At 56.5% G+C, this 16,121-nt stretch carries 12 protein-coding genes; 5 read left to right on the top strand and 7 right to left on the bottom strand.

Annotated features, from left to right (window positions below; genetic code table 11):
• Positions 1–354: 354 nt before the first annotated feature.
• The 4 genes from RB_RS02205 (at position 355) to pgsW (ending at position 5,105) form a co-directional block, all read left to right on the top strand.
• Positions 355–1,170 carry a 3-keto-disaccharide hydrolase gene (locus RB_RS02205; protein WP_007331802.1) on the top strand — a complete coding sequence of 272 codons (816 nt, stop codon included), beginning with the start codon at positions 355–357 and terminating at the stop codon, positions 1,168–1,170.
• Between the two features lie 896 nt (positions 1,171–2,066).
• On the top strand, positions 2,067–3,392 hold the full coding sequence (gene pgsB, locus RB_RS02190) for a poly-gamma-glutamate synthase PgsB (RefSeq protein ID WP_011118210.1): 1,326 nt from the start codon (positions 2,067–2,069) through the stop codon (positions 3,390–3,392).
• Between the two features lies 1 nt (position 3,393).
• Complete coding sequence (gene pgsC, locus RB_RS02185; protein ID WP_007329558.1) at positions 3,394–3,894, top strand: poly-gamma-glutamate biosynthesis protein PgsC; 501 nt, start codon at positions 3,394–3,396, stop codon at positions 3,892–3,894.
• Positions 3,891–5,105, top strand: a complete 1,215-nt coding sequence (gene pgsW, locus RB_RS02180) for a poly-gamma-glutamate system protein (RefSeq protein ID WP_011118209.1) — start codon at positions 3,891–3,893, stop codon at positions 5,103–5,105. The genes pgsC and pgsW overlap by 4 nt, the downstream gene beginning before the upstream one ends.
• 20 nt (positions 5,106–5,125) lie before the next feature.
• Here pgsW and RB_RS02175 read toward each other — a convergent pair whose 3' ends face one another.
• From RB_RS02175 to RB_RS02165, 3 genes are all read right to left on the bottom strand, one after another.
• Complete coding sequence (locus RB_RS02175; RefSeq protein ID WP_164921382.1) at positions 5,126–6,700, bottom strand: prenyltransferase/squalene oxidase repeat-containing protein; 1,575 nt, start codon at positions 6,698–6,700, stop codon at positions 5,126–5,128.
• 303 nt (positions 6,701–7,003) lie between these two features.
• On the bottom strand, positions 7,004–8,194 hold the full coding sequence (locus RB_RS02170) for a 3-hydroxyacyl-CoA dehydrogenase family protein (RefSeq protein WP_011118206.1): 1,191 nt from the start codon (positions 8,192–8,194) through the stop codon (positions 7,004–7,006).
• A 2-nt stretch (positions 8,195–8,196) separates the two neighbouring features.
• Positions 8,197–9,282 carry a YdjY domain-containing protein gene (locus RB_RS02165; RefSeq protein ID WP_011118204.1) on the bottom strand — a complete coding sequence of 362 codons (1,086 nt, stop codon included), beginning with the start codon at positions 9,280–9,282 and terminating at the stop codon, positions 8,197–8,199.
• A gap of 223 nt (positions 9,283–9,505) precedes the next feature.
• On the opposite strand from RB_RS02165, the gene RB_RS02160 reads away from it, so the two are divergent.
• Positions 9,506–11,533 carry a hypothetical protein gene (locus RB_RS02160; protein WP_164921380.1) on the top strand — a complete coding sequence of 676 codons (2,028 nt, stop codon included), beginning with the start codon at positions 9,506–9,508 and terminating at the stop codon, positions 11,531–11,533.
• 14 nt (positions 11,534–11,547) lie between these two features.
• Here the strand turns inward: RB_RS02160 and mqnB are convergent, their stop codons facing one another.
• From mqnB to RB_RS02140, 4 genes are all read right to left on the bottom strand, one after another.
• Positions 11,548–12,246, bottom strand: coding sequence for a futalosine hydrolase (gene mqnB / locus RB_RS02155; protein ID WP_011118202.1), 699 nt, complete (start codon positions 12,244–12,246; stop codon positions 11,548–11,550).
• Entirely contained in the window at positions 12,233–13,540 is a 1,308-nt protein-coding gene (locus RB_RS02150) for a nucleoside monophosphate kinase (RefSeq protein ID WP_007329870.1), read from the bottom strand. Before RB_RS02150 ends, mqnB begins: the two co-directional genes overlap by 14 nt.
• Before the next feature lie 87 nt (positions 13,541–13,627).
• The gene (locus tag RB_RS02145; RefSeq protein WP_011118200.1) at positions 13,628–14,920 is read right to left on the bottom strand and encodes a hypothetical protein; all 1,293 of its coding nucleotides are present in this window, start codon (positions 14,918–14,920) and stop codon (positions 13,628–13,630) included.
• Entirely contained in the window at positions 14,917–15,978 is a 1,062-nt protein-coding gene (locus tag RB_RS02140) for an ABC transporter permease (protein WP_011118199.1), read from the bottom strand. The genes RB_RS02145 and RB_RS02140 overlap by 4 nt, the downstream gene beginning before the upstream one ends.
• Positions 15,979–16,121: the final 143 nt, after the last annotated feature.

The following is a 16,121-nucleotide window of genomic DNA, read 5'->3' as shown; positions in this document are numbered from 1 at the left end:
CGCGAAGATAGTTTCGCGGGGGGAATGCCTTCACAAGGAAGACGTGCCTGGCTCCATCGAGACGCGAATTATGTCGGAGCCACCTGGATCCCGCAAGACGGGTTCAGGCGATCTTTGCGGCCGACCGGCGATTGGGATCGCTCCCCGAAACCTTTGAATCGACCGTGCGACTTATCCGGATTGCGGATCCGTCCGGACGGCGTCGGACACAGGCCAGGCGACCAACCTTTGCCCGCCTGGGCGATATCAACTCGCCCTCCGATATCCGCCATCGAATTTCCGAACCACATGAAAACGATTCGGCTAGAATGAGCATCAAAATTCCCCGCCTCCTACCCCGCTGAATCAAACGCCATGCTTCACCGCCGTTGTCTCGCCTCCGTCGCCCTTTCGCTCGCGACACTGACCGTGCCCGCCCTTTGTTCCCCCACGTTTGGTGAGGAATACCTCAATGGGATCACTTGGCAGGCACCACCGATCGTCACCCCGGGTGCGACTGCAGCGGATCCGCCATCGGACGCGACCGTTTTGTTTGGCTCGAGCGACGATGTGAAGAACTGGAAGAACATCTCCAACTGGACGACCGACGGAGATGACTTGGTCGCAGGAAAAGGAGCCATCACCAGCAAGGAAGAATTTGGCGACTGCCAAGTCCACGTGGAATGGTCGGCTCCCGTCCCCGTCAAAGGCAATGGACAAGGACGTGGCAACAGCGGGATCTTTTTGATGGGCCGCTACGAGATCCAGGTGCTCGATTCTTACGAAAACGAAACCTACCACGACGGCCAAGCGGGCGCGATCTACAAACAAACGCCGCCTGCTGCCAATGCGATGCGTCCGCCGGGTGAATGGAACACGTACGACATTTTCTGGACCGCACCCCGGTTCACCGAATCAGGTGAACTGGAAAGCCCCGCCGCGATCACCGCGGTTCACAATGGTGTGCTGATCTTGAACCACTTCGAACTCAAAGGCGACACGCCTTACAACCGTCCACCGGAATACAAAGCCCACGCCCCCAAGGGTCCGATCACGATCCAAGATCACGGCAACCCCGTCCGGTTCCGCAACATTTGGGTGCGCGAGTTCCAACCCGCCACGGGCGAACAAACCCGCGAGCCTTACCTTCGCGACGGCAAAAAGGAAACGCCGATCAGCGAAGCCGAGTGAGCCAAAACGAATCGGCGGGTGAACCACTCGCCTGATGCTGGCAACAACGCCCAACGATCGACGGGGGTCGGTCGTTTCATGGCTCTTCGGGACGCCTGCAACCATACATGGGCAACACGCGCCACTTCTCCTGCCGGACCTCACCCTCGCGTACGCCTGAGCGGCATCGCTCGATCTTTCCTCAAACTCGTTTTCGGGAAAGGCAAGCGATGTGGAAACCTGCCGAAAAGCGGAATCAGAAAACCGCAGACCTACTTAAACGTGTGAAATTTGCCTCAGCTGCAACCATCAATCAGGCGGGATGCGGATCAATGTCATCATCGGCCCCGTCGATTGCCTTGACGGACTACGCAGCCGGCCAACTCGAGGCAAGTTCGACTGGTCGCTTACAGGCCAGGCTGATCGGTTAGCGGCGACCGGCCGTCGACCAGGCTGAACGCTAAGAAACCAGGGGATTTTGATCCCGCCAAAGGTGGCATGAACGAAGGTTTCTTCACATGAAATCTGGGAATGGGTTTCGAGCGAGACACTTGAGCATCGCGACCCCCAATCGGCGTCGCAAAAATTCTTTTCTGCGGACCCCGCCGCTCATTTAGAAGCCCTCCTTAGGCGTTCGTTACGTCCTTAGAGGATTCTAAGAGAAATTTCCGGGAATGCTCTTTACTCGGACCGCGCGAAAATAATAATTCTCGCCACACCCAAGAACCAAATGGAGATCGCTGACTCCGGCTCTTGGCCTTTTCTTCAGCATCGGATGTTACTCCCCATCTTCAGGGAACCCAGCAGGCACTTCACCGCCTTGCCAGTTTTGACGTTAACGCACTGACTTCTCTGATGGTCGATTCCGGCCTGAGTTAGTTTGCGTCCCATCCCCCACTCCATCGAAAGATCCGTTCGTGAACGGCACGCTTGCATTGGTGGCATTTGCCGCCTCCGTGTGCGCTGCGGCTATGGTCGAAGCGTACTGGTACCGTCGTCAACTTCTCAAAATCCCTTTCCGAATCCATGTCAATGGAACTCGCGGCAAGTCTTCGGTGACTCGTTTGATCGCCGCGGGATTGCGTTCCGGTGGCATCCGGACGTGTGCCAAAACAACGGGCACATTGGCTCGCATGATCCTTCCCGATGGGCAAGAGCTTCCGATCTTTCGACCGGACCGGGCCAACGTCATTGAACAGAAACGCATCGTTCAAACCGCTGTCGGACACAACGCGGATGCACTCGTCATTGAGTGCATGGCTTTGCAACCTTTGTTGCAATCGGTTTGTGAATTGAAGTTGGTACGATCCACTCACGGAGTCATCACCAATGCACGCGCCGACCACTTGGACGTGATGGGACCAACTCGTTTGGACGTCGCTCGAGCCTTATCAGCGACCACGCCAATCTCCGGCGACATGTTCACCGCGGAAGACCGCGCCGACAGTTTGTCTGTGATGAAGGAAGCTTGCGACGACCGTGCTAGCCAACTGGTGGTCACCACCGCCGACGATGCAAACAACATCACCCAAGACGAATTGGCTCAGTTCAGTTATCTCGAACACGCTGAGAACGTTGCGTTGGCGTTGAAAGTTTGCCAGTCGATGGGAGTGGCTCGGGACGTGGCGCTGCAAGGAATGTGGGAAGCGCAACCCGACCCCGGTGCGATGCGTGTTCACGTTCAGGAGGTGCACGGCAATTCGTGGCACTTCGTCAACGCGTTCGCCGCCAACGACCCTGAGTCGACCACACGAATTTGGGACGCTGCCTACAACTACTTCCCCGGTGTCACGCAACGTGTGCTGGTGATGAACTGCCGCGTCGACCGTGCCGACCGATCAACCACCATGGCCGAAGCCGTTGCCACTTGGGCGCCCGCGGATCGCTATGTGATCATTGGTTCGGGCACCGACATTTTTCTTCGCCGATTGCTCAAGCGTGGGATTCATCCCGACAAAGTCATCTGTTTAGGAAATTCGTCCGGTCCGGAACTGGTCGAGTCGGTGTTGGAATCGTTCCGCCGCGAAGAACGCATGGCAACCGCACCACGACCACACTTCCAAAGTGGCACCGCGGTCGCCGAGCGAGCGGAAGAAATGGAATCATCGGCCATGATGCTGATGGGAATCGGCAACGTTGCCGGCCCAGGCATGGCATTGGCCGATCACTTCGGACAGGACCAGGGGTGGGAACGTTTCCGCACGCCTGTGACACGTCCGGCACGAGTCTTGGAGATGGTTTGAGATGGAATGGCTCGCTTTGTCGATCGGCATTGGCTTGGTCGTCAGTTTGATTTTCACCGAAGCATTTGGGCTAAGCGTCGGCGGGATGATTGTCCCGGGCTATTTGGCATTGGCGTTCGATCAACCGGCAACAATCATTGCCACGATCGCCGCCGCTTTGGTGACGGCGTGGGTCGTTTACCAAATTGATCGGTGGGCGATCTTGTTCGGTCGCCGACGAGTCGTTTTGACGATGGTGGTCGGTTTCGCGATCGCGGCGGTGCTGCGATCAATGGTGGAACTCGCCTTCCCATCGATGCCAGTGGGCGTTGCCGTGGAAGCAGGCACCTCCGCCGCCTCGATGATGATGGCCGGAACAACGGTCATCGGTTTTGTGATTCCAGGGTTGGTCGCTCTCTGGATTGCGCGCAGTGGCGTGGTGCAAACACTCTCGCCGCTCGTGATTGCGACATCTTTGGTTTACTTGGTCTTGGTGACCGCAGGTGTGGAAACGCTGGTATGAAGAAACTGTATTACCGTCCCCAGAAGATCTCTTCAGGTTCACTGTTGTTCCTTGCCGCCCTTTCGGTGGTCACGGTCCTCGCGCTTCGTGCCATGCCAAATCAAATGGCCGGATGGAGCACGATGGTCGCGGGTTTGTACGGCATTCCCGATTTGAAGGACCGCATGTTGGAAGCGTCTGAACGTGCCGACACCGCGTTCGATGCAATCCATGCCAAACGATTGGAACTCGGCCATCCATTGTTGGACGCTCAAGATCCCGCCGACACCGGCATGGTCGGTCCATCGATGTCCGCCGTGACGACCTTGCCCGGTCACTTGGCCGCCAAGCAAACCTCGATCAACCCGAACTTTGCCGCCGTCGCCATGCGTTTGCTGGTCGACGCTGGCGTTCGCCCTGGCGATCGAATTGCCATCGGTTGCACCGGATCGTTTCCGGCGCTCAACATCGCGGTCTACAGTGCCGCCGAATCGTTGGGTGCCCGTCCGACCATCATCAGCAGCGCAGCGTCCAGCCAATTCGGTGCCAACTCTGCTGACATGATGTGGCCGGACATGGAGAAGTTGTTGGCCGACGAAGGCATTTTGGCTTATCGCAGTCTCGAAATTTCACGAGGTGGTTTTCGCGACCGTGCCGCGGGCATGAGCGATGACACGCGCGCGATTTTGGACGCTGCGATCGAACGAAGCGGTGTTCCGTTGATGGACAGCGTTGATGACACCGACGCAATCGAACGACGGATGGTTGCCTATTCCAAGGCCGCCGAAGACGAGACCTACGCCGCGTACATCAACGTTGGTGGCGGTGACGCCTCGGTCGGCGGAACCGAAGGCAACGATAGCATTGGCGAAGGTTTGATCACGCCCAAGCAGTTGGCGACGATCCAAAAGAAAGCCAGCTCACCCGAAGCGGTCGATTGTGTCGCAACCAGGTTTCTGGCATCAGGCGTGCCGGTCATCAACATGATCAACGTGGTTGCTTTGGCAAACCAATACGGATTGCCAATCGCTTCGACCACCAAAGTGGAAGTCGGTCAAGGAACCGTGTTCACAATCATTGACCCACGCCGAGTGCTGGCATTGATTGGAATCTTTTTCATCACCGCGGCCACCGCGATTGTTGTCAAACCACCGCATCGAATAACAAGGTGGCTGCAACGAAAAGGGTGGTTCGGCGAACAACCCAATGATCAACCGCAGTACATGGTTTGATCGAAATCGGAGACGCGTTCCTAAAGCGGGAACGCGTCTTCATCTTCCTGTTCGGCGTACAACGGCATGTGCCGGTAATACACTTCCAGGATCATCGTGGCGAACGAGGTGGCTGCTAAACGCCCGCCTTCTTTGGGGCCGGTGTGATTGGCAGCTTGAGGAAAGTACCAACTGCCTTTGCTGCCACCGGATTGAGACTGGGTTTCCACCAACCAATCACGAAGTTCAGTGTTGAATTTGTCCCACTCGGGACCGCCCACGTGCCGAAGGACTTGAGCGGCATAGTAGTCGTAGTAGATGTTGTCCTTGCGAACACCGATGTCGATCAACTTTTCGACACCTTTCTGCAAACCGGGATGGTTTTTGTCCCAACCCAAGTACATGCGACACAACAACCCAGCCGCGGTACAAGCAGGGCGGACTCGCGTGGATTTTGTTTGATAGCCGTACATCGAACCGCCGTCGGATTGGACTTTGTCCAAGAAGATCGTCGATCCATAAATCGTTTGCGGTGGCACAATCAGGTGGCCCATGTGAGCGCTCTTGAGCGCCATCACTTGCCAGCCGACCACCGACGTGTCGCCACCGGACGCATCACGGGGGCGATAACGCCAACCACCGTCTTCGCACTGAGCCGTGACGATGTAGTTGATCGCTTGCTGCGTTGGAACGGCGAGAGCTGGATCCTCCGTCATCGCATAGGCTTCGCTCAGCACGATCGCGGCCAAACCGTGCGAGTACATTCCATTGCCGGATGATTCTGACAGATCCAGCACGGGCAACCCACGGACGGTGCCCTGTTTTCCATTGGCGATCAAGAACAACAACCCGCCGCGAACGACATTTTTGAACTCACCAGCGTAGTGCGTTTGTCCAGCACCTAGAAACGGCAAGAGTGCCATCGCGGTCGCCGCGTTGACGGCTTCGGCTCGTTTGGGTTCGCCAGGATTTCCGCACTGGCCGTTGCAAACCAAATTGTGCTGGAACGTCCATCCACCGTTGGGAGCCTGGTGCAGGGCCAACCATTTCAAAGCCTCCGTCACCGCCGCTTCACTGGCCGCCGACCCGCCGTATTCCCGCAGCAGTTTCTTCTTCATATCCACCGATCGACTGTCCATTGCGGGCATCGTCACCGAGGACAGCGTTTGCAGTGTTTGAGCGACGGGTGCCATGTCGGACGTCAACTCAGACATCTCCATCGGCATGGAAGGCATTTCCATCGCAACATCGACCTGCAATGTTTCGGTGGTGTCGAGAGCCTCGGTCAATTCAACCGGTTCGGCGAACTCGTCCATCTCGACCATTTCGCCGGGATCAATTTGTTCGATTTGGAACTCTTCAATCTCGGGACCTTCTTCGCCCGTGGATGATGCCGACAACACGTTCACAATTTTGACGGGGTCAGCAAACGTGACCAAACCAAGAATCAGGATCACGCCGATGTGGAACAGCGTGCTGATCAACCAAGCGGGTGCGGCTTTCAAGAACCCCATGCGTCGACGCGGAGTGACGTCTTCCGCGGTTGGCACTTCATCAGCCAATGTCGCGTCAACAATGTCGTGATCAGGCAAGGACGTTTCCGAAACCGTGGCCATCAATCATCCCATCTGAAGAGGAGTCAAATCTTTGTCCCGACAAGTGAAGTCAATGCACAGTGATGGGCACACACCAAGACAAGTCGTTCCAGCTAATTCACGGCATGGCATGCAGAATGGTTCACGACCAATCTGACAAGCGAGAAGATGCCGATCTAGCAGCTTTCATTGTAGCTGAAACCGTTGAAATCGCCGCCAAACGACCCTTGGGTAAGAATAGAACGCCACAATCCATCGAATGTACCCGTCGCAATCGATCCGTCCCGCCCCCCGACTGGTCCCGATGGCCCACCTTCTCATCCCCTAACGGAGCGATTTGAGTTTCGGGAAGCGATCGGCAATCTGCTCGAAGCGGTCCTCACCAATCGATTCGATGTGCTCTCGCCAAGACGTCTCAATGGTCGGTGCGACATACCCCAATCCGCCCGCCATCGCTTGATTGATCGTTTCCATATCAGCAACATGAAATGCGACGATTGCCTGAGCCTCACGCCACATCGACGCGGCAAACATATCCGCGATCAACTGAACATCGCCTCGGATGTCGGCCGCACCAATGTCGTCACGCGAATATCGCTCGACCAAGGCGTTTACGTCATCGGATAGATCATCTCCGCTACGTTCGCCGTCGCCCGAGTATTCATAGAAACCTTTTTGACCAGCGACACCGAGCAGAGAACGTTTGATCATCGCGGGCAACAATGGTGATGGATCCATTCGATGGGGAAACGATTGCCAAACCACTCGCCCCCCGTCAAAGGCGGTCCGCGGTCCGATCAAGTCGATCAACTCAAACGGTGACATCGGCATGCCATACCGCAGCGCCGATTCGCGAATGGTTGATGCCGCAACGCCAGCACACAGCAGCTGCATCGAAAGGTTCAAATACGGCGCCAACATGCGATTGACGACGAAGCCAGGTGAATCCAGCACCCGCAGCGGGGCTTTCTTCAAACGCCGGACATGCCCTTCACATGCCTCGATGACTGCTTCGCTGGTTCTCGAATGAACGATGATTTCCGCGGCATGACGCCCGACGACGGGCATGAAGAAATGCATCCCGCAAAACCGCGCCGAATGTGTTCGCATCGCACCAGCGATCTCGGTGATGGGCAACGTCGATGTATTGGTGGTCAAAATGGGCGAACGTGCAAACCAGTTTTCGACTTCGGCAAAGAAAGCTTGCTTGATGGGCAACTTCTCCGCGATCGACTCGATCACCACCCAAGTCGGCAAAGCATCCGATGCCCCGATCGTTTCGTCGTGGCCATGCGGCATCATATGAACGACTGGAATTGGCACCGCCGCTCCCCATGGAGAAGCCGAATCAGCGATCCCATCCGTTCGCCGGAGCACCGCGTCGCATGCCTCGGACAGCACCGCCTCGTCACGGTCCGCCATCCAGATTTCGCATCCGGCCAGCAAATGATCCGTCGCGATGGCGCGACCGACCACACCGGCGCCGACCAGCAAAACTCGAATCGATTCCGTCACAATCAGCGAGTTCCCGATGCTTTTTCGCTCGAGTCCGTCTTGGCTTTCGCATCGCCGGTCTTCTCGGCTTCGGATTTCCCAGCCGTTTTTTCAGATGCTTTTTTGGCAACTGGCAAAACGGTTTCATCCGGCGGAGTGGTCGCGGTCGGATCGTTTTCGAACTGAGGAACCAGCACCAATCGAACCGAGGTGGCTTGTTCGGGAATTCTTTCGGTGTGAGCCAGGAACAACAAGTTGCCCGCTTGAGCACTGCTGGAAAACGGCACGTCCAACATCGCACTGCTGAAGTTGGATACGCAAATCATGTCACCGGAATCCGCCGAGTAATGAGTGACTTTGTCGACCGGGTCGGTCCAAAGCTGACTTCCCGCGAAAACCCATTGTTCGGCAAGCGGTTCTTTCGTCTCGTTGTTCTGAACCCAAGTCCTGGCATCGGCCACTTTGAATTTGCCAGCTTCGTCACGCCATGTCACCCAAACGGCAACCGGTTGACCAGTCGGCGGTTTGAATTCGGGATCGTAAGAAACCGGTGTCCCCGATTTGGTTCCGAGTGCGAGCAGAGCCGCGTGAACTTCTTTACTTTTCGCGAACGCGGCAACGACGGATTCGTGTTCCTTGGTCCCGACCGGGCAAGCGAACATTTCCAGGGCACCTTTTCGCATCGTCACGTAGCCATCGATGTAAATTCGTTTGGCTTTGGGATCGATCCACAAATCGGGAAGTTTGGTGATCTGCTTGGCCCCGGGAGGCGCTGCGTATTTGTCGGCCATCGCTCGCATTTGACGGTCCCACTCCTCCAACTCGGCTTGGATGGCAGCGTCGTCGTAGGGGTCTGGATCGTCCGGCGAGGCAACACCCAGCGATCGTTCATCGGGCGACTGGGCAGCTTGCTCGGTTTTCGCCGCGTCCTCTTGTGCACAAACAGCGGGTGACCAAGCACTTCCGGCCAATGCGATGTGCATGAGAAGCAGCACTCCCCAGCCCGCTCGATTGATTCCAGCGACTGCCTCACCCGCCACCGGGGGCCACTGGCATCGTTTGGAAGACAAAACAGATCGTCGCAGGCCGGAAACAGATTTCATGAACATGAATTTCTCAATCACTCAAGTGCGGGGAGTCAACAACCGGCGTCGCCCGGTTAGACTGCGTAGCCAGTCGAATCGTCGATCAATGGACGGCGAACGAACCCCAATCACTCCGCGAAGGCCAGAACCTTCGATTGGCGTTCTCACTGGGAGAAGACCGTCTCAGAATCACGGATGGATTCACCGTTCATAACATCGATTATTCCCTGCGTTGCATCTCGGGTCCATGACACTGACCAAACCGCCCTCCAAATCAAACTCGTCCAAGAAAAAGGCTTCCGTGGCCGAGTCCGCGACGACCGATGGATTCACGAGTGTCACGCCAATGCCCGACGCGGCGACTTGGCAATCGTTGCGCAAAAAAATCGAAGCGCGTCGCCAACGCAATCCCGCCACCAAACTGTTTGGTGACGATGCACTGGATGGCCAAGTCTACCTGTGGGGATTGGCGTCCTTGCTCCATGGACCGGTCGATCCACTCAGCCAGCAATTGGCAACACTCGCGACCGCCGATTCAATCCAAATTCCCTTGACCGATACGGATTTAATTCCGGCGGCGGAGATGTTTTTGGAAGCTTCCCGCGATGGGCGATCGGACTTGGCCGGCGATGTGGGGTGCGTTCTCTGGGCATCGTCGCTTCCTGCGCTGACATCCATCCTGCCGTTGGAACTTTGGTGGAACCTACTGGCCGAATTGCAACGGCGGGTCGCATCGACGCTCGCCCAAGACGAATCCGATTCGCCGCATCACCTGTTGCTGGCTGGCGAACTGGGATTGACGCTTGCCTATCGACTGGCCGACATCCCAAGCTGCGTTGCCCGTGCAAAGCCATCCGCCTCGGCCATCCAGGCTTACTTGGATCATGAGGACACCATCGACGAAGCCCTGCGGACCCCGGATGCGTTGCGAGCCACGATGGCGTCGATCATTCGCTGCGAAGAATTGATGCGAGTCGTCACTAAACGCAAATTCAAAAAGTCGCATCAAGCCACCGCGGAAGAACTCGCGGCTTGGATCGCGGCGACCAGCCGGGTCGATGGTTCACAAGTCCTAACGCAAACCACGTCACGCGACGTCGCTCTCGACCACGTCGGTTTGGTTTCGCGAGCATCCAAGGCAACGAAGAAGAAAAAGAAATCCACATCGAAGGCGACCAAACCAGCGAATCCGATCGCTCCCGCCGGACTGATGGGACGAGCGATGAAATACGACACCGATTCATTGCTGCCCGCCTTCTCAGCGTCGCTGGGCCAAAGCCAAAGTGGTGGCCGATTGGCGTGGGAAATCTCGCTGCCCGAATCGATGTGGCACAGCGACGTGGCCGGGATGGTTGCCATGTTGCCGGAATGGGATGTTCGCCGCGGGCGCACCTTCATCGACTACAGCGACAAGGTGATGCAAATCGAAATCATGGGCGGACGCCGCACCCTGTTTCGAGGTCCGTTGCAGACATCCATCGAATTGGACGGCGTCTGCCAAGATCCCAAAGGCGATTGGCAAGCCACATGTGAATACACCGACGATGACATCCATTACTTGGAACTGGAACAATCATTCACCGGCGGCGTGGTGTTGCAACGACAATTCATGGTCATTCGCGATGATCGCTGCGTGATGATCTCCGACACGGTCTTGCCCGCCCAGTTTGAACCGAACCAGGATGCTGCGTCTGCACACTCGGAAGCGAACTCGAGCCAGCCGACTGACTCGGCGAGCCCCTTTGGTTCACTTGCCGACGTGCGGATTCGTTGCATCACCCGTTATCCAGTTTCTGACGCTGTCTCCGCGATGCCGGACGAGCAGACTCGCGAAGTTTACCTTCACGACAACAAACGACGCGCGATGATGTTGCCGCTACCGGCCGCTGAATGGCGAATCGGTCCCACCGACTGCACGGCCGAACCCAGCACCCCGGGAAACGAATCTCATTCGGTCATCGTGACCACCGAAGGAACCGGCGCAGTCTACAGTCCCGTGTGGATCGATTTCCAATCACGACGTTTCCATCGCAAACGCACTTGGCGAACGCTGACCGTCGCCGACGACCTGCAGTTGATCCCACGCAACATCGCCACCGGTTTTCGAATCCAAATCGGCAGCGAGCAATGGATGTTGTACCGTTCGCTGGTTGGCCGGCGCCCACGATCGGTTCTTGGTAAACACTTGGTCGCCGACTTCTTCGCCGGACGATTCCATCCCGGTGATGGCGGCGTGGAAGAACTGGTCACGGTCGATGACGCACCGCCAAACTGATTCACTTCATCGAATCAGTTCAATTGCATCAATCGGTCCGCGACGGATCGTAGTGAGGCGGTGATTTGCCATCGCGAATGATCTCGATCTCCCGCGGCGTTGCTGATTCCGCGAACGACCATGCAAGGAGTCGATGTCATTCGACATGCCATCGCAACCCCGAACGCTTCCATGTCCTCGGCAATCACACCGTCGTGGTCATTCGTACTGGCAAGGCTTCCACGACGAGATGCCATCACGCCGTCCGATGATGCGGCGCAGACGCTGATCAAAGTGTTTGCCTCGGAACGGGCCTCGGGCAAATCCTCGCCAGACAAATTCTTCGGGCGTGACAAATCGATTCGATCGCCGACGGCCGGAACCAACGCTTCATCCGTTCCCGGCCATTGCTGCCATCCAAGCGATTCTGCGGAAGCGAACTGTTCACCTTCGCCCACCCCAATCCCGTCACAGATGACTTGATCAAACCAATGAGCCGAACCGACCGAGGCGGCATCCGACAATCCGCCCGCGATACCAGCGAGGATAACTCGTGCCGGTTGCTGCGACTGGATCGCTCGCATCGTCGCGGCTGCCGAGGCCACCAATCCGAATCCACAAAGCTCGCAGGTCCAACCTTTCATTGAAACTGCACTCAGGTCCAAATGGTTCAACAACTCCGAGCGTTCACCCGAAGTTGGAATCAACAGCAGCGTCGTATTAACGTCCGCCACGGCGGATTTCCGAGCCCAAGAATCGAATTTGGAAACGATAAATCTTCTTGGTCACGCACGTGATCTTGCCGGTTTTCAGATCGAAGTGATCCGGTGTTTCGGCCAAGTTGATATTTGCGACCGCACGGAAACCACGTTCAGCAAACACATCGATCACCATCGCCAATGTCATCGGATCGTCAAAGATTGAATCTTCGCTGTTGACGACCGCCAAACCGGCAATCGCATGGCGACGCACAATCGGCATGAACCGACTCTGAATGATCTCGATCACATGATGAAACAACTCGCGATGTTCCAGTTCGTAACTATCCAGTCGGCGAACCAATTCCTGACGAGCGTGCACGCCAAGTTCTGACGCCAACGGCAGGTGCCGCACCGCGTCGTAGGTTTCCGGATCCAGTTCCAACGACGACTGATATTCCAGTTCGCTGCGGATGTTGCGTTCCACTTCCGCGATGTCGCCACCGGCGTCGATGAAGTGGTAGTGATAAATCTTCTTCAACGATTGCAACGCGTCCCAGGTTTTTTCCTTGAACACGCGATAGCGTCGTTTCGCGGCGGTTGGATCCAGGTCCGTTAGCCGTAGCTCAAGCGGCTCGCCATCATTTTCAGTTTCAACACGTTCGTTGTGCTCGGCGATCTTTCGCCCGCGAAGCAACTGACGCTCGATGCTGGTCTTTTCATCAATGAACAACACAACCGCGTGAACGGTGGGTTTGCGAAAGTTGATCGCCAGCGGTGTCGAATGATATTCACGATAGAGCTGATTCATTTTCTGAATCAACAAGTGCAAACATTCCACTTGGACGCGGGTTCGCGGGAAACCGTCCAAGATGCATCCGTCGCGATACTCTTCTTCCAAGAGCTTTCGGAACAAGATCCCGACCACCTCGGTGTCGCCGACCATCCCGCCGGCTTCTTTGATGCGTCTGGCTTCGGGAGTGTCGAGCAGACTGCTGACGACGATTGGTTCGCAGGTCAAACCGCGGGCTTTGGAAATGAATCCGCTGTTGGTTCCCTTGCCCGATCCCGGTGCCCCACCCAGGAGGATCAACTCCTTGGTGAACCGCAAATTTTCGCGGCCATACTCTTCTTCCAAGTCATTCCAGACGTTGGTGAAGATGACATGGGCGTCTTTGACTTCCAAATCCTCCACCGAATGTTCGGCCGCGGCGGCGATCGCTTCATCGGTCACCGCTTGAGACGCTTGGTCCTCAGCCATGTCGACAACCGTGTCGGGCAATTCCGCTTCCGGATTCGCGATTTCGGGGGCTTCGTCCAGTGAGTCCATGGCAGCAATAGGATTCATACAAGGCGGGAAAAATGAAAATCAACACCCCGCATCCTAACCAAGGAACGATGCCTCGCGAAGCGTCATTCACTCCGGCGACGCCAGATGGACGATCGGATAGGGCGTAAAATCCGTTGCGACCCGCAAAGCGATTGGTTGGGAAGGATCTGCCCCCAAATTGGGTTCATTTTTCAGCGTGATCCAAACCTTGTCCTTGCCCAAAATCTGGTTTCGCAGCACACGTGCAAAGCCAGGCTCGATTCCTTCGCGTCGCGTGCCCATGACTTCGTCACCAATTTCGCGAATGACCGGTTCCAATCTTTCGCCTGCCGTACGCAACTTTTCTCTCGCTTCGGGGGATGTCCATACATTCACCCAAACCTGACGCAGTCGTTCGTTGTCGACGATCGCTTCCATCACGATTGTCCGTAGTAAATCACGAGCTTCGTCGTCGTTGACAATTTGAAGAGCGACATCACCCAGTCGTTCTCGCAAAACTTCGTTGGCGGCCAAATCCCGCAGAATCGCTTCGACCGCTTCCGCGATTTCATCGAGATGATCCTCGACGATCGGAACAACTTCCTGCTCAACAAACCGCGACCACTCCTCACGAACCAATTCTCGTTCGGGCAGCGGCGCGCTGTCGTACAACGCTCGCCAACCAAATCGCCATAGCGACGCCTTTCCCCAAATTTCGCGTCCGATCGATTCCGCCGGCTCTCGTCCGTGAAGACGCAGCACGGGCAAGACTTCCGTCCGAACCAACGGAACCATTTGTTCCTGGATGATGTCTTCGCGAAAACGCGCTGCGATGGCCTCAACCTCCGCATCGTGGCGTTTCAATGATGCGGACAACTCTGATTCGATGACCGGCAAACTCTGACGCACGGTTTCAAAAACCAAAGGTAACATCGCTTCGCTGATCTCTTTGCCATGAGCACGCATCGCGGCAGAGATCTTTTGAGCCAATTGCTCTCGTTTCGGTTTTGGCAACAAGGTCGCAATGACGTCGTCGACTTTGCCGGAAGATCGATGCAACGTCGCGGAGATCGATTGATCAGGATCCCAAAACTGTGTTTCGCGTTCCAAATCAAATGGCTCATAGAGCGACAACGTGACCGTCTTCGCCTCTGGATTGACTCGCAAAACATGCCCGACTTGATGCCACGTGTCGGCGCCCGAGTCCTTTGCAAACGCGGCATCTCCGACACTCAGCGACAATGTCGGGTCGGACAAAATCACCGAGTCCGTCGGCGTCCAAACCGAAGAGATCAATGGCTTCGCACCGTCGCGGGAGGAAGCAACCAACCATCCGCCACCGAGAACGAGACAGCTCAACCAGAACGCTGCGCCAAGAAGTCGAATCGATTTCTTTGTCATACGGATTCTTTCTTGAGTGCTCGCAGTCGATCGACGTAGACCGCCGCGACAATGATCACACCCAACAGAATATTTTCAATGTGATTTTCCAATCCCAGCGAAGTGCATCCGTGTGCAATCACGCTCATGATCAACACGCCGCACAGTGTTCCGACCACGCTGCCGCGGCCGCCCAGCAATGAACCGCCGCCGATCACGACCGCCGCGATGATCTCCAGTTCCAATCCCATGCCCGCGGATGCGTCGCCTTTGCCGAGCCGAGCGATGTCGACACAACCGGCCAAACCGAACAGGGCACCGGCGATGACATAAACCAGGATCTTGGTTTGCCGGACTTTCACGCCGCACAATCTCGCGGTCGCTTCGCTGGATCCGATCGCGAACACATGACGTCCAAACAGAGTTTGGTGCAGCAGCAACGCGGTCGCGATGGCCAGCACAATGGTCAGCCACACGCCCCATCCAAAATTAGGCAGTAACGGGTAGGCAATCCATTCCGGGTTGGGAAACGGCGTGACCGATGCCCAAAGCCATTCAGGGATACTTTCCGCCGGCGGTGTGATCGTGCCACCTTGCTCGGACAGGCTCTTGCCCAACCCCATGAAGATCGTCATCGATCCCAACGAGATGATGAACGGAGTCAGTCGCAATCCCGCGATCAAAATGCCATTGAACAACCCGCACAATGCGCCAGCACCGACCGCCATGGCCAGAGCGGGAACGATCGACCATTCACTTTCGAGCGTCAGTGCCGCGACACATCCACACAGAGCCGCCGCCGTGCCCGCGGACAAATCGATTCCGCCGCTAATAATGATCAACGTCATTCCCAGCGAAGCGATGCCGATCTTGACGCTCTGAATGCCAACCAATCGCACCGACGCCATGGACGTGAAGTTTCCGTCGCTACCGGTTGCCCATTCGGCAATGGCAAAGAACAGGATCACGATGACCAACGCCAACATCGGTCCGGCGGTATTCAACCCTCGCTTCAACAACGCAGTGACTTCCTTCTGAATGACGACCGAGCGTGGAAGAGGCTGGCTTTTGCCGAACACTGCCGCTTCGCAGACACAAGCTGAGCAGTGTAGCAGCGCAAACGCTCCGGTTCAGTCGGGTTGTGCGGCTTGCGCGGTCGTCTTGGCAAACAAGCGAAACCTTACCGGCAATTCGTCTCAGTGAAACGGCAACGGCGGGCCGA

Origin of the sequence: Rhodopirellula baltica SH 1, from assembly GCF_000196115.1 — a bacterium.
Lineage (GTDB): Bacteria > Planctomycetota > Planctomycetia > Pirellulales > Pirellulaceae > Rhodopirellula > Rhodopirellula baltica.
This window is presented reverse-complemented; position numbering and strand designations above follow the sequence as displayed.

Excerpts from the sequence above, each read along its gene's own strand:
- RB_RS02205 (WP_007331802.1), top strand. The coding sequence starts at position 355 with ATGCTTCACCGCCGTTGTCTCGCCTCCGTCGCCCTTTCGCTCGCGACA.
- pgsC (WP_007329558.1), top strand. The coding sequence starts at position 3,394 with ATGGAATGGCTCGCTTTGTCGATCGGCATTGGCTTGGTCGTCAGTTTG.
- pgsW (WP_011118209.1), top strand. The coding sequence starts at position 3,891 with ATGAAGAAACTGTATTACCGTCCCCAGAAGATCTCTTCAGGTTCACTG.
- RB_RS02175 (WP_164921382.1), bottom strand. The coding sequence starts at position 6,700 with ATGGCCACGGTTTCGGAAACGTCCTTGCCTGATCACGACATTGTTGAC.
- RB_RS02165 (WP_011118204.1), bottom strand. The coding sequence starts at position 9,282 with ATGTTCATGAAATCTGTTTCCGGCCTGCGACGATCTGTTTTGTCTTCC.
- RB_RS02160 (WP_164921380.1), top strand. The coding sequence starts at position 9,506 with ATGACACTGACCAAACCGCCCTCCAAATCAAACTCGTCCAAGAAAAAG.
- RB_RS02150 (WP_007329870.1), bottom strand. The coding sequence starts at position 13,540 with ATGGACTCACTGGACGAAGCCCCCGAAATCGCGAATCCGGAAGCGGAA.
- RB_RS02145 (WP_011118200.1), bottom strand. The coding sequence starts at position 14,920 with ATGACAAAGAAATCGATTCGACTTCTTGGCGCAGCGTTCTGGTTGAGC.